Annotated in this window: 12 protein-coding genes; 8 read left to right on the top strand and 4 right to left on the bottom strand. The window is 40.0% G+C overall.

From position 1 onward, the window contains the following. Nucleotides 1-32 precede the first annotated feature (32 nt). The gene (locus CH377_RS15965) at nt 33-1,679 is read left to right on the top strand and encodes a hypothetical protein (protein ID WP_243402084.1); all 1,647 of its coding nucleotides are present in this window, start codon (nt 33-35) and stop codon (nt 1,677-1,679) included. A gap of 95 nt (nt 1,680-1,774) precedes the next feature. Further along, complete coding sequence (locus CH377_RS15960; RefSeq protein ID WP_207797644.1) at nt 1,775-3,058, top strand: EAL domain-containing protein; 1,284 nt, start codon at nt 1,775-1,777, stop codon at nt 3,056-3,058. Here the strand turns inward: CH377_RS15960 and CH377_RS15955 are convergent. Beyond that, on the bottom strand, nt 3,055-3,915 hold the full coding sequence (locus CH377_RS15955; protein WP_100724746.1) for a fatty acid desaturase: 861 nt from the start codon (nt 3,913-3,915) through the stop codon (nt 3,055-3,057). The genes CH377_RS15960 and CH377_RS15955 overlap by 4 nt on opposite strands. A gap of 125 nt (nt 3,916-4,040) precedes the next feature. Beyond that, nucleotides 4,041-5,201: a DUF1577 domain-containing protein gene (locus tag CH377_RS15950; RefSeq protein WP_100724745.1), complete on the bottom strand. Its 1,161-nt coding sequence runs from the start codon at nt 5,199-5,201 to the stop codon at nt 4,041-4,043. Nucleotides 5,202-5,289: 88 nt separating this feature from the next. On the opposite strand from CH377_RS15950, the gene guaB reads away from it, so the two are divergent. The 3 genes from guaB (at nt 5,290) to CH377_RS15935 (ending at nt 8,343) form a co-directional block, all read left to right on the top strand. Next, nucleotides 5,290-6,816: an IMP dehydrogenase gene (gene guaB / locus CH377_RS15945; RefSeq protein ID WP_100724744.1), complete on the top strand. Its 1,527-nt coding sequence runs from the start codon at nt 5,290-5,292 to the stop codon at nt 6,814-6,816. Between the two features lie 70 nt (nt 6,817-6,886). Then, entirely contained in the window at nt 6,887-7,645 is a 759-nt protein-coding gene (locus CH377_RS15940; protein WP_243402087.1) for an outer membrane lipoprotein-sorting protein, read from the top strand. Beyond that, on the top strand, nt 7,645-8,343 hold the full coding sequence (locus tag CH377_RS15935) for a 16S rRNA (uracil(1498)-N(3))-methyltransferase (protein WP_100724742.1): 699 nt from the start codon (nt 7,645-7,647) through the stop codon (nt 8,341-8,343). The genes CH377_RS15940 and CH377_RS15935 overlap by 1 nt, the downstream gene beginning before the upstream one ends. Here CH377_RS15935 and CH377_RS15930 read toward each other — a convergent pair whose 3' ends face one another. Beyond that, a complete protein-coding gene (locus CH377_RS15930; RefSeq protein WP_100724741.1) occupies nt 8,344-8,682 on the bottom strand; it encodes a hypothetical protein in 339 nt (112 codons plus the stop codon). Nucleotides 8,683-8,784: 102 nt separating this feature from the next. On the opposite strand from CH377_RS15930, the gene thiS reads away from it, so the two are divergent. The 3 genes from thiS to CH377_RS15915 all read left to right on the top strand — a co-directional run bounded on the left by thiS (nt 8,785) and on the right by CH377_RS15915 (nt 10,589). Then, entirely contained in the window at nt 8,785-8,985 is a 201-nt protein-coding gene (gene thiS, locus CH377_RS15925) for a sulfur carrier protein ThiS (protein ID WP_100724740.1), read from the top strand. 7 nt (nt 8,986-8,992) lie between these two features. Next, the gene (locus CH377_RS15920; RefSeq protein WP_100724739.1) at nt 8,993-9,661 is read left to right on the top strand and encodes a thiamine phosphate synthase; all 669 of its coding nucleotides are present in this window, start codon (nt 8,993-8,995) and stop codon (nt 9,659-9,661) included. Between the two features lie 97 nt (nt 9,662-9,758). After that, nucleotides 9,759-10,589, top strand: a complete 831-nt coding sequence (locus tag CH377_RS15915) for a WecB/TagA/CpsF family glycosyltransferase (RefSeq protein WP_020771613.1) — start codon at nt 9,759-9,761, stop codon at nt 10,587-10,589. Nucleotide 10,590: 1 nt separating this feature from the next. On the opposite strand, the gene CH377_RS15910 is transcribed toward CH377_RS15915, so the two are convergent. Beyond that, nucleotides 10,591-14,319 carry a tetratricopeptide repeat protein gene (locus CH377_RS15910; RefSeq protein ID WP_100724738.1) on the bottom strand — a complete coding sequence of 1,243 codons (3,729 nt, stop codon included), beginning with the start codon at nt 14,317-14,319 and terminating at the stop codon, nt 10,591-10,593. Nucleotides 14,320-14,440: the final 121 nt, after the last annotated feature.

The raw sequence follows: 14,440 nt of genomic DNA, 5'->3' as shown, positions 1-14,440 counted from the left end.
ACACTTAGATTCCGAATGTTTCTTTGGAGGTTGTGAATTCCGTCTTAGAAAAGATCCGTTCCTTCTTTCTTAAACCACTTCCTAAATTCTTTTTTCCGATCTCTTGTATTCTATTCGTATATGTGGTGATTATGAATTCTTGGGTCACGGAAGATGCTTATATCAGTTTTAGAACCGTGGAAAATTTCCTGAACGGATCCGGTCTTAGATGGAATACTTACGAAAGGGTCCAGGCTTATACTCATCCACTTTGGCTATTCGGTTTGATCCTTCTTTCTTTCGGGAAAATTCCGGTATATTATTCTTCTTTAATTCTTTCTTGGATCTGTGTAGGTGTGACAGTCTCTTTACTCGTTATTCGTTTTGGAAAAAGAGAAGGAAATATATATAGCGGCTCTTGGATATTTTTAGTATTACTTACCTCCAGAGCATTTGTTGATTTTTCTAGTTCAGGTTTGGAAAACCCCCTTTCTTTTCTTTTGATTGTTCTGTTTTTATCAAAGGCGTTCGATCTTGAAAAAAGTGCTGATTTCCGAGACATTTTCCTTTTCTTTTTTTATCTTTCATTATCCTATCTAAACAGGCAAGACACAGTTCTATTAGGGCTTCCTTTCCTTCTTTATTTGTATAAACCGTTAAAAGAGAACAAATCCTGGGGACAATTTATCGGAGCAGCCAGTTTGGGACTTTTGCCTGTTGCTCTTTGGTCTGCATTCTCGTTGGTATATTACGGATATCTGTTTCCGAATACTGCATATGCAAAATTGAATACTGATCTTACTGTTTCTCATTTATGGCCGTACGGTATCGACTATTTAACAAATAGTTTTCGCTGGGATATTTTTACTTCAATTACGATCAGCTTCGTTATTTTATTTTTACCTTATTTTCTCTGGAAAAAGAAAATTCCTCAGGCAGCTCTTTCTGCAGGCGTAGGACTTTATATTCTGTATGTATGTTCCATAGGCGGAGATTTTATGGCAGGCAGGTTTTTTGCCCTTCCATTTGTGGCCTGTATATTTTTGTTTTCGGAAGTTTCCAATACCTATATTCCTAGAGTGACCGTTCTATTCTTTGTCGCCTTATTCTTGTTAAATCAAAACTCCTATATATACATTACAAAAGACTATTCTAGACTTAGGAATGATGGAGAGGTTCAGGATGAAAAAGGTGCTTATTTTGGAAGCACTAATTTTCTTCGCTCCTTTCAATTCCGAGAATTCCCAACTCATGGATGGGCAGAAGTGGGTAGGAACTATAAAAAAGAGCCCAAGGACCCAGACAAGGCATGCTCCACGATTAACGTAGGCTTTTATGGCTATTTTGCGGGTGAAAATCGTAAGATTATAGACTCTAATGCTTTAACGGATCCTTTATTAAGTAAATTGAAATCAGTTTCTAACTGGAGAGTTGGGCATTTTACTCGAAATATTCCTATAGGATACTTGGAATCCGTTACTTCAGGACAAAACCTGATCCAAGATCCGAATCTAAAAGTATACTATGATCGATTGAAATTGTTAACCGAATCAGAAGATCTTTTCACAAAAGAGAGATTTATGGAAATTCTCCGAGAAAACTTAGGCGGTAATAGAAATTTGATACAAAATTCTGGGCCAAGAACTCCTTGGGTAGGAATTCCAGAAGATTTCCGTTGTGGACTGGGAGTCGGTTACTAGTTTAAGTAGTCTTCATTCTTCTTTTATCATTTGATCTGAACTTTTGATTTTAAATTCTTGATCCTTCCTGCTGGGTTTCCATTTTATTGTTAAGAATGAGTGAAGGAAGAGCTTCTTGGAATGCATCCAAATGGCGGGAATGGTTTTCCGAAGGTGAGATTGTTCCGTACTTCCAGCCCATCCTGTCCGTAGAAAAAGATTCTATCTTCGGTTACGAGGCTTTAGCTCGTTTTATAGATAAAGAAGGTGTGGTCCATAGTCTTGGTCCATTCTTCTTAGCCGATATACCTCATTCTTTTTCAGTTTCCGAAAGAGAAGAATTCAAAAATTTTAAATTAGAAATAGATAGGACCGTTCGCAAAAAGGCAATGGAGAAGATCAGTAATACTCCAGGTCTCGATCCTAAAACGAAACTTTTTCTGAATATATCCCCTTCTTTCATGCAGGATTATCTTTCCTCTAAGACGGACGAGGAACCTTTTACTTTGCAGATTGCAAAAAGTTCCGGTCTAGATCCTAAAAGGATCGTGATCGAGATTGTAGAGGAACATTTTTCCGGAGAAATAGAGCAACTAAAACCATTGATCAATCTATATAAAAGATCAGGATTTTTAGTGGCGATAGATGACCTTGGATCCAAATCTTCTAACCTGGATCGGATAGGAGCATTACATCCTGATATTATTAAAGTAGACCTGGGTTTGATCCGCAGCTCCGTTTCTTCTCGAAATTTTCAAGAGATCTTATTCACTTTATCCAGACTTGCCGAAAGTTTGGGATGTTCTCTTTTATTCGAAGGTCTGGAAACTGAAACAGAGTTATACAACGCTCTTACTTATGGGGCTAGGTTTTTACAAGGTTTCTATTTTGCGGAACCGGCGCCTGAGTTAATGGATATCAACGGATTAAGTATTCGTTTCTCTCAACTTCATGAACTATTCTTTAATTATAAAAAATACCAGTTACTCCGACGTATTAAAAAGGAGAAGGAACTGGAAGATCGTTTAGAATCGTCCGGTATTGAAGTGAATACTTCCAATGGAATTGTGACCATTAAATTAAGGAATTCTTATCTTTTGGAAAAGTCCGTTTTTAGGATGTATGTAACCAATCACGAAGGAAGGCAACTTTCTCCTAACTATTCTGGGATTTCCGATTCAGGAATGTTAGAGGACGATTCCTTTGTAGGAAGGAATTGGAGCTGGCGACCATACTTCTTAGAACAATTTTATAAAAATGCAAAAGATTCTTCCGGCGGTTGGATCGCAAGCAACCCATACTACGATCTGGAAAGTAATCTACTCTTAGTCACATATTCAAAAAGTATGGAAGAAGGAAATGTTCTATTCGTAGATGTTAGAATGTGGGATTTTCCTTAAACTCTCTTAATCTCGACGACATTCGCTGTTTTGATCCATCCGAATAAACTTAAAAATTGGATACACCACCAACCTGGATCTAACTCTCCTTTTTGAAGAGAAAATTTACTAGATTCCGGAAACGCATGATGATTATTATGAAGAGATTCCCCCATAGTCAAAAGTGAAATGAAAGGAACATTATAACCTTGGGTGCATGCATTCGGAACGACTCGGATCAATTCTCCGCTTTTATGAGCATAATGACTTACAAGCCAATTCCCAATAATGCAGATTGAAATTCTCCCACATACTCCCCATACAATCGTTCCTAATCCACCGATAAAACCCAAGATCGCGAGGATCGGGATTTGCTGTAATAGCCAGGTCTTTTCTAAAAACTGGATGATATTGTCTTCTCCATAATTATTGGAATAACGAAAGACTTGTCGTTCATTCATCTTTATAGTGAAGTTATTTTGTATTATAAAATCTTGAAGTATATTATCGTAATGGCAGAAGTAGGGGTGGCATGCCTTACTTCTTTGCGCCCAGTCTCGCAGATCATGGAAGTATCTAAGAGATAAGGGACCACCGAGTCCGGTCAAAACAGCTATATAGAGTAAAACTCTTTTTAAATGTATAGAAGAAGAAAATGAGTCGTGTAATATGCCTCGATGTAATCCTACTGAATGACCAAAACTAAGTGTGATCAAAGTTAGGAAGAAGGAGATAAAGGCATTTATGGGAGAGTAGGTGGAATAACCGAAGATAAGAAAAACGGTTATGCATGTTATGAATAAAATGGATTTGGTTGGTGACCAGACAATCTTGCCATCGCAAGGATCTAAGGTTTTGATTTCTGGAGAGTATATCATAGAGCCTCCATGAAAGCGGGACTCTAAGAAAGCTTAGGGATTACCCGCTTCTCTCTATATAATATACCTTTTTGAAAAGCAATTAAGCCAAAATTAATATTTTCTTCTGGAAATTTTTTCCAAATTTAACCAACTTTTACACCTGAGTCAGAAAGCATCCGATTTACATTGTCTATAAAACGTTTTTTCTCCCCGGGTCTTGCGGAGTTCCCTTCTAAAGAAAGTCCTACATATAAATTCCCATCCGTATCTCTTGCGATTGAGCGTACTACTCCGTAAGCAGTGATGGGAGATTGCATTTTGAAAAATATATCGAATGTGAATCCTTTTCTTCTAGGTAGTTCGCTGTTTAGATCAGGATGATTGATCTTTACTCTTAAACCGCCTGTCGAAAGATCTATTACCGCAAATCTTTCTTTTACTAAAATTGTATTGGATTCCCTGATACGGTCTACCATATCAAAAGTGAGGGTCTTAATCTCCATCACTTCCGTAATATCTATTTCTCTAGTCCTATTTTGAGCATGGACATATCCGATTGGGATCGCCTGCTCATCATGGTTAATATAGATAACTGGAACGATTAATTCTGATCTGATCTTTTGGTTGGCGTATTCTATGATCTTTTTCCGAACATCATCATCGTCACCAAGTTCATGTTCATAATCTATAAATCCGCTCGGATCGGAAGATTTAAAGGAATCCGGCTTTTGTGTATTCGGAATATATAATATTTTACCTGTCTTTTTGACTAGGTCGAACTTATCCCCGATCGAATTAAAAACGTCTATTTTGACTATATCGAACTTAGGTTTAAGAGTTCTTTCCGTATCTGCAAAGTTCACTTTTACGGAAGTAGGGATATTGAACAAGTTTGCGTCGATTGTGGTTCTGCTAGTACGCAGGTTAGTGATCCAAACACTTCCATCCGGAGGTTTGATCCTAGTGAATTTTCTTTCTCTACTTGCGATGGAAACATGCTCCACCTGCATGATGTACTGATTATTCGGTTTCTCTTCTAAAACCTCGCATTCTAGTTCGACATATCTTGCGAGCAGTTTGTACAAAACAATATGAGCATTTAGCTTAAATTGTTCGGCCATCCGACCTTGTACTAAAATTTTTGTGGCGTCTTTATTGACGGAGAGAAGTTGAACGGATTCATGAGTTTCCGTATCCCTTACGAGTAGATCTGTTTTAAGTAGAAATTTTCCAATGATATGGAGTTTTTTACCAGGATCTGTGATGAACTCTTTGTCTCTTTGTTTCCTTTGAACCTTTTCCATTAAATTCCTAAGGTGATCGGATTCCGGCGGAAAATTATCTTGATTCCAGCCTTTGGCTTCGTTTTGATGTAATAGGTAAGGTACACTAATGTCAAACCAATCTTACCGAGACTCCCAATTTTTAGACGGCCTATCCGGCGAAGAACTTTTCAGCATGCAAATCGGGCTTACCTATCGGGACTTTTTAGTCCTGCCCGGTTTTATCGATTTCAATCCATCTGACGTAGAACTAGAGACTAGATTAACAAAAAAGATCAAACTCAAAAGACCATTCGTGAGTTCCCCAATGGACACTGTGACTGAGTCCTCCATGGCTATCGCACAGGCCCTTATGGGAGGGATTGGAATTATTCATTATAATAATTCTGTAGAAGAGCAGGTTGCTGAAGTCAGCAAAGTGAAACGTTTTGAAAACGGTTTCATTTCCGACCCGGTTGTTCTTGGACCAAAAAATACAATCCATGATTTGGACAGGATCAAAGAAACTTTAGGATTCACAGGAATTCCAATCACCGCAGATGGAACCAGAAATTCTAAACTGGTTGGGATTGTAACTAATAGAGATATAGATTTCGAAAGAGATCGTTCTATCCCGGTGGAAAAAGTAATGACCACTGACGTGATTACCGGAAAAGCAGGGATCACTTTAAAAGAAGCAAACGATATCATCAAAAAAGAAAAGATCGGAAAACTTCCGATCATTGACAAGGACGGAAAACTTGTCTCTCTAGTGAGTCGTTCCGACCTGAAAAAGAATAAGGAATTCCCTGATTCTTCTAAGGATGAGAACAAAAGGCTCAGATGTGGTGCTGCAGTTTCTACCTTACCTGAATCCAGGGACAGGGTCGCTGCATTATATGAGGCAGGAGTGGATGTGATCATCATCGATTCTGCTCAAGGAAACTCAATCTACCAGATCGAGATGCTCCAATTCATTAAATCTAATTTCAAAAACCTAGAAGTGATCGGCGGTAACGTGGTCACTCGTGGCCAAGCCGAAAATCTGATCGGTGCAGGAGCAGACGGACTTAGGATCGGAATGGGACCTGGTTCCATCTGTATCACCCAAGATACCATGGCTGTGGGAAGAGCCCAGGCAACTGCGGTGTACCAAACTGCGGCCCATGCGGCAAAATATGACGTTCCTGTTATTGCAGATGGTGGAATTTCCAATATTGGGGATATCGCAAATGCTTTGGCAATTGGAGCATCTGCATGTATGATGGGATTTATGTTCGCAGGAACATCCGAGGCACCTGGAGAGTATTTTTATGAAAATGGAATACGTCTCAAGAAATACCGGGGAATGGCAAGTATAGAGGCCATGAAAGCGGGCGGAGACAAACGTTATTTTAACGAGGGCCAAAAGGTAAAAGTGGCTCAGGGAGTCAGCGGTTCCGTAGTGGATAGAGGTTCAATTCTGAACTTTATTCCATATTTAAGTTTAGGATTACGACTTTCTTTTCAGGATATGGGATTCCGTTCCGTCCAAGATTTACATAAAGGACTCCGAGAAGGAAAGCTCAGATTCGAGAGAAGGAGTGAATCCGCTCAAGCCCAAGGTTCTGTTCATAGTCTTTACTCTTATAGTGCACCTAGTTTAAGAGCAGAGTAATTAACAGATCCTTTGGATTTGTCGGGAAGGAAAGGTTTTGAGAAAGTTCCATCTTATTTCGATCATCCTAATATTCCCGATTTTAACGGGTGGGGAAATTTCTCATGCGCAAACTCCACCGGATAAAGCAAGAGTTGCCCAGGAACTAGTCGCAAGACTAGACCAGGCACTCTTGAAGGCGGACGGTTTAGTAAAAGCAAATCTGATCCTAATTAAAAAGACCGGAGATTCTTGGACTTGGGACATGAGCATTTTCAGAAAGGGAGAAGATTCACTCTCCCTATTCGAAAGTAAAGGCCGTGGTCTAGAATATAAGATCTTATTTAAAGAAGACGGAGAATTGATCTTCGCCTTCAATGCACTTTCCAGAAAAATTTTCAAAAAGAACGACGAAGAAAAATACGAAAACCATTTGAATACTGGATTCAGTTTCGTGGATCTAGCAGGAACTTCTTACCAAGCAAATTATAATCCAATCGTACAAAGTGATTTGGATATTGCGGGAAAGAAGATGAAACGTGTAGCGCTTCGACCAATCGTCCCATATTTTTATTCCAAATTGATCCTACTTTTGGAACCGGATACGTTGAGACCTACTCGTTTGGATTTCCATGATAAGGACGGGGTACTTTATAAAACTATGAATATAAAGTACGGTCCCGTTAAGGTAAAAGCAAAACAGAAGGTCACAAAAGAAGATATAGTCAGCAGATTGGAAATGTTGGATCTGAATACAGGTGCTATCAGCGTATTGGAATATACTGAAGTCGACAGAGATGTAAAACCGGATCCTTCTTTATTCGAACTGGATAATCTAAACAGACTATAATGTCGTCTGAAGAGATCGTTTTTTTTAGGCCAGGATATTCTTCTTCTCCCGAATTGAAATTAGAAGGAGAAGAGATCTCTCATCTAAAAGCATTTCGGGTTTTTTCAGAAGAGAAAATAGTGATCATCAAAGACGGAGAGGGAGCAAGTTTTACTTATAGTGTACCTTCTTCTTCTAAAATCGGAAATCTGATCGGTACTGAAAAAAAAGAAAAACCTAAAACTAAAGCGAAGATCGCAACTGCAATTCCTAAAGGCAACAGATTGGAATGGTTGATCCAAAAAGGAACAGAGCTTGGGATCACTGAATTTATATTTTTAGTATTTTCTCAATCGGATAGAAAGGATTTAAATTCGGAAAGACTTTTGAAAGTGGCTGCGGAGGCTTCTTCTCAGTCTAACCAAGATTTTTTGCCTGAGATCAAAGGACCGATCTCTCTTTCTAAATTTTTAGAAGAGTCTAAGTCTGCCAAAGAAGAACTTTTACTTTTTGATCCAAGATCTTCGATACGGATCACTCCTGAGAACATTCAAAACAAAACGGTTTTGATAGGACCGGAAGGCGGATTTAGAAAGGAGGAATTAGAACTGATCTCTCAGTTTGGGATTTTATCTGTGAATGTGGGAGAATCTATTTTGAGAATAGAGACCGCTGGAATTTTTGCGGCCTCTTTATTTAGGTTAGGAAATTTGTATTAATTATTGGCCGAATCCACTCGCGCCTAAAATCAAAACACAAGTATTCAGATAATTATCACAGTCACTTTTGCAACTTTGGGACAATTGGAAACAAAATGTAGAAATATTACAGCTTGTATTACAAGAAGAAAGGCATGAATTCAAAGCAGCCAAATTTGTCGTAGTGACCGTTGTGCCGTATTTATTTTCGCAAGCACTCTTACAGGAAGGATAAGACCCGCCTGTGCAGTTTGCATAGAAAGTTGCCAGAGCATTTCCCTTGATATCTCTCTCTCCGGTATTACAAGATAAAATACCTAGGAGTGCGATTGCTAGTAAAAACGGGAGAAATCGGGTCATATAAGTAAATCGTTTTCGGCCGGGACAGAACGGTAAACTAAAAAACATTCGACGTTAGCGGAGAATCAGAAGGAATGAAGTATCTAGACCGAGGTGCATGGAATGATCGTAAACGGTAAGGAATTCTCTCTCCGGGAACTTTCTTCTCCGGATTTATTTTCCCTATTAGAATCCTTAAAATTGAAACCGGAAACGGTAGCGATCCAGAGAAATGGAGAGATCCTAAAAAGGGACCATTGGAAGAATTCTTCCTTAGAAGAAGGGGATAAAATAGAGATCCTGAAATTTGTAGGAGGGGGTTGAATCGTTTTTGGAATTCCCACTTAGACCCAGACATAGTATCTGGAAAACCCCTGGTATTTATCCAATCCTAGATCTAGAATATTGTTCCAAATTTTCCAAGGACCCGGTCCGTATTGTGGAACTTTGGAATTATCAAAGAGAATGGATCCCATTCTATCAAATACGTGCAAAAAAAGAGACTCCCGAAACATTAAGAAAGGTTTATAAAAGTCTGATAGATGCCTTTCCCGATTTTCCGATCATACTGAATGATTATTGGAAAGAAGCCTTGGAATGGAGATGTTTTGGACTCCATATTGGAAAAGAAGATTATGCTTCTCTTTCCTTAGAAGATAAGAAGAAGGTCCGCTCTAGCGGATTATACCTGGGCACTTCCTGTCATAATTCGGAAGATATTGTTGGGCTGGAGCCAGGAGTCTGGGATTATACCGGGCTTGGGCCGGTTTACGCTACAAGTTCCAAAGACACGGAAGATATTCCTGTAGGTCTTTCTGGCCTACAAAAAGCCTTACAAATTGCTAAAATACCTGTCACTCCGATCGGAGGGATTGGTCCTAAACAGATCATCCAGTTATCTGAGCTAGGCCCATTATCTTACGCAATGATTGCTTCCGCATCTGAAAAGGATTCCTTTTATGAATGTATTCGTATCCTTAAGGAGATGAAGAATCCGTAAAGGACTTAGGACTGGTAATTCACTTCTTCCTAATTTTGGAGGTTTGGAACCTTAAGTTTCAATTGACTCCCAAATTATGTCCAATAAGATGATCCCTATGAAACAGCCAGGGGAAATACGCCATCTATCTGCAAAGGATGATCGCGACTACTTACTAGATTATCAGACCCTGAATGTGGACGATTTAGAAAAGGCTCCCATTCTAGGTGTGCCTTTTGACAACGCCAGCCTAGACGAGGCAGTGGCAAAAATTTATCATCTCATGGAAGAGAAGGATAAATTCCATCATGTTCTTCTTTTAGATCCGATCAAGACTATGGCTCTTCGCAAAGGGAAGAAGTTGCATAGGATCGCGCAAAAAGCTAGCTTAATTTTAGCGGAAGGCGCAGGTCTACAATGGGCCGCTAAAAAATTAGGCGGGGAATTAAAAGAAAGAATCCCAACAATCGCACTAATGATGGACTTAGTCCGTTTATGCGAGCTCAGAAATTATTCCATTTTTCTTTTAGGTGGAAAGGAAGAGATCGTCGAAAAAGTTTATTTTAATCTTTCCAGACATTTTCCTGGAGTCCGTATTGTAGGACGTCATGCGGGATACTTAAACACTCAACGTGAGTTGCTTGTTAAAGAATCTATTCGTAAGACCAGCCCGAATATTATATTTCTTGCAATGGATTTTCCGGACCAAGAGATCTGGGTAGAGAATAATACCGCATTTTTCGGTCACGCAGTAGTGATCGGAGTCGGCCCGGCAATGGACATTCTTTCCGGAAAAGTAAAAAAGGCTCCGAATGTTTTCAAACTCAAGGGATTAACTTGGCTTTGGAGAATTATGGTTCGCCCTTGGAGATTAATTCGCCTAAGTAGAATGTTCGGATTTTTTATCGTAGTTGCTATTAAATCTCTTTTTGTAAAAAAGAAGAAGTAATTTACTTACGTACCAAGTCTTTGATTGAATCTAAAGTCGGCGAGACCCAATCTTCTAATAGAGGCTCTCGTTTAAGAGCTTCTTTTTTGAATAATAGATCTTTATTAGAAAGTGAAATTTCACTGGCTTCATTAATCTTACGTGCAGTTTCGATCGCCTTCCAATAATTCTGTAGAGCCTGAGCCGTATAGTTCTCAGATTCTTGTACATTTACTTTTTTAGAAAGAGTCTCGTAACAAGCGCCAATATTATTATAAGCAGCAGTCAGAGTTTGATAAACTTCTTGGTGATATGGATCTTCCGTTTTAGGAGAACTCATTTGAGGAAGTTTTTCTTCCATATCATCTTTTACTCTTAGGAAATACCCAAGAGCAGTTTTAGTCTGACCGGTATAGAAGAATGCGTTTCCTTTTGCCATTAGAAGAGTAGGATTATAATATTCGTCCTTGTCTTCGAAACCTGTCCAATCCGCTAAAGACTTGTCAAAGTCTGAATCCATATACTCCACCCAGCCTTTGAAAAATTTCATTTCTCTTAGCATAGACTGAGGAAGTTCTCTTCTCCATTTACGGATAAGATCAAATTTAGGTTCTTCCGAATCCACTTTTGCGAATTCTTGTAGTGAGTTTCTAAGTTCATTCCTGCGGTTTCTTTTTTCTTCCTCTTCTTTTAAGACAGAAAGGCTTTTCCCGTCTGATTCGGAGCGGGAGCGGAATGGATAAATTTTTCTTCCGGGAAATTCTTTTAGGGAATCTTTGTCGGAAAGTCCTGCAGACAATAGATATCTGATCTTTCCTAAATCAAAGTGGATACGAGCAGGATTTCCTTCGAATAAGGTTTCGTCTTCGTCTTTAGAGCCGAACCAACGCTCGCTATTTTCATAACGAGATTCTGCTTCTTTTAAAAGATCTTTTGCCTCTTCAAAATTTCCTACACGGATTGAATGTTCTGCAAGTTCCAGAACTGCTAGCCAATGTTTTGGATCTAAAGTAGCTGCTTTTTCGAAGAACCTTCTCGCATTACTATTTTCTTTTTGAGAAAGATAATATTGCCCGCGTTGGTAATATCCTTCTGCGTAATCTTTTCCTTCTATCTCAACTCCAGTCCTTTCATCTTCCATGGACTTTCTGTATATAGTATCCAAAAGACGGATCGCACTTTCTTCTATCTCTATTCCGGAAACTTGGTCTACAGGATTGATATTATATTTAATCCTAAGTTCTTCCGGATCGATTGCAGCATAAAAGGAAGCTAACTTTGCAAGAGTATAGAAGGGGAGTTCTGACTCCATGTCTAGATTATTCCTAAGCAGACGATGGTGATTTAAGACGAATTGAGGATCCCCACTTTCTTTCCACATTTCCAAATAAGTAGAAACTAGTCCGGCTTGGCCAGGGATACTTTTAGGATTTGCCTCTACAATTCGATTGTAAAATGACGCTGCTTTTCCGAATTCTCTTCTATTATAATATATTTTAGCAATACCTGCGGTGGAATCCTCATCATAAGGACTTTCTCCGTCAGTGAATACCTTGGAATAATAATCAACTGCTAACGCGTCGTTTTTATATCTTCCTTTTTTGCCTTCTGCCGGCTCTGCAAAATCAGGCATAATCTGAGAATGGAACCAACCTAGGTTTCTGTAAGTTTGATTATCATGAGTCTTTTCTTTCAGTCTCATTGCCAGGAACGCTCCTGCGATCAAAACCTTTCTAGACGTTTTTTCTTGGTCTAAAAGGAATTTGATCCCTTCTATTCCTTTGTTTATAACCGCGCTGGTTTTTAGTTTTTTATCATTCCAAGATTCTCCTTGGGCCAATCGAACCATTGGAGATTGTTCTCTTTTATTCCAAGAATCTAATGTTCCCATTCCTAGATCCGGCTCTATCTTACCGAATAATTTTTGGAAGGAAAGTTCGTATTCTCCCGCGCGGCTGTATTCCACTCCGTATAGGTTCATGTATTTCAGATTATAAGGATCAATATCGAATCCTTTATCATATGAATCTTCTATACTGATCAGATATTTTTTTCTATCTTCCTCGCCCAAAGTTCCCGCGAATCTTTTGGCTCCCAGCTCACGTATCTGTTCCAAACCTGCTTCATAGTTTTGAGCGGCCTGTCTAGGAAGAATGATATGTTTGTAAGTGAAATAACTTCCAAATCCGATTAAAAGCGCTGCGGCAGCGGCGAAGAAAGTCCTGCGGATCTTCTTCCTTCTTTCTAATACACCTTCTCTTGTATAGATAGGGTCAGAAGAAATGATAGGCACACCATCTGCGGAGTAAGCTCCACTTCTATCCGTAAGAGCAACTGTAACTCCTAATGCGGATGATAAGAATGCAGCAATATCCTCCGGGCTACTTTCTATTTTAATAAGTTCTAATAGATCTCTTTGGGCCTTTTTAGAAAGGCGGTCTTGGACTATCGACTCTATAACAGTTCTGCGTAAAAGAGGAGGGTAACGAAGTATTTCCCTTTGAATGATTGCGAGTTCTTCGTCTGTGAGGGACTTATCTATCTCGTCCTTATCTTCTCCGCCTAAAGAACGTAAGTCTTCTTCAAAAGCGGCTGCTCCTAGATCCTCGTCTCCTGAATCTGAATCCAAGTCAGGGGAGAAACTTGTAAAATCGGAAGATTCCGGAACGGATTCCATTTCCATTTGGGAAGCAGGTTCTGCAGCAAAATCAGCGAATGGATCCGATTCTGGAACAGAAGTTGCGCTGGAAAGATCTGAGAATGGATCGTGGTCTCCACCTGAAACAGGGGCGAAGTCTGCAAATGGGTCTGAATCTGTAGGAGCTTCGGCAAAATCATTTCCGCCAAAATCTCCAGAGTCGGATGGTTCCGAATCGAAACCACCTAAGTCTCCAAAATCAGAATCACTGGATGTAGGGGAGGCGCCGAATGGGTCACCTTCTTCCAGACCAAATTCATCTCCTGGAGTATCTTCCATTCCGGAAGCATCAAATGCTGCAAATGGATCGTCTCCTCCGGAAGAAGCAGGAGAATCGAAGTCTTCTAGACCGGAACCTCCAGGTTCATCTCCGCCCATACCTGCGAACGGATCATCCGAATCTGAGCTAGGTGTTGTACCGAAATCGTCCATTCCAAGATCAGAATCCGCAAATGGATCGGCACTAGGAGTAGAACCGAAGTCTTCGGTAGGTGAAGTTTCAAAAGGAGTATCTAGATCAGGAGCAGAATCGAATCCGCCAAATGGATCTTCTTCACTTGTAGGAGCCCCGAAATCTTCAAGTTCTGCTGCAGGTTCTTCTGGAGTTCCAAAATCATCTAGGCCTGAGCCCGCAAATGGGTCTGATTCTGGCTCTGGGCTTCCGAAATCACCAAAATCGTCGGATGCTGTAGGAGCTTCGTCAAATCCACCAAAAGGATCTTCTCCCGCATCTGCACTAGGTTCGCCCCCTTGGGAAGGCTCAGTTAATAATTCATCAAGATCGATATCATCGTCTTCAGAGAAAGATAATGGCTTTGGCTTTTGGATAGGTGTAGGAGCTTCGTCCTCATCGCCTAGATCGAAACTTTCTTCGGATCCTTCTTCCGGTTGGTCCTCATCATCGTCCCCGATAGATATAGGAACGCCGTATCCCATCTTCTCGCGGAAGGAGGAAAGCATAGGATTCAAATCTTCGGAGGATTCCGGATTCTTGTTTAACGGATCCAAGATGGAGCGGATCTGCTCCAGTTCCTGTTCTGAATAATCAGCCATAAAGTCCTTCCAATAGTATCGGCTGGTCTCGGAAAGAGCAAAGATTTTTTCCTTATGTCGGATCTAGCACAGGCCCCGGAAATACGCTTAGGGTTTCCGGGAAAACCTACGACAATCGGTT

Origin of the sequence: Leptospira haakeii (assembly GCF_002812045.1) — a bacterium.
Lineage (GTDB): Bacteria > Spirochaetota > Leptospiria > Leptospirales > Leptospiraceae > Leptospira_B > Leptospira_B haakeii.
This window is presented reverse-complemented; position numbering and strand designations above follow the sequence as displayed.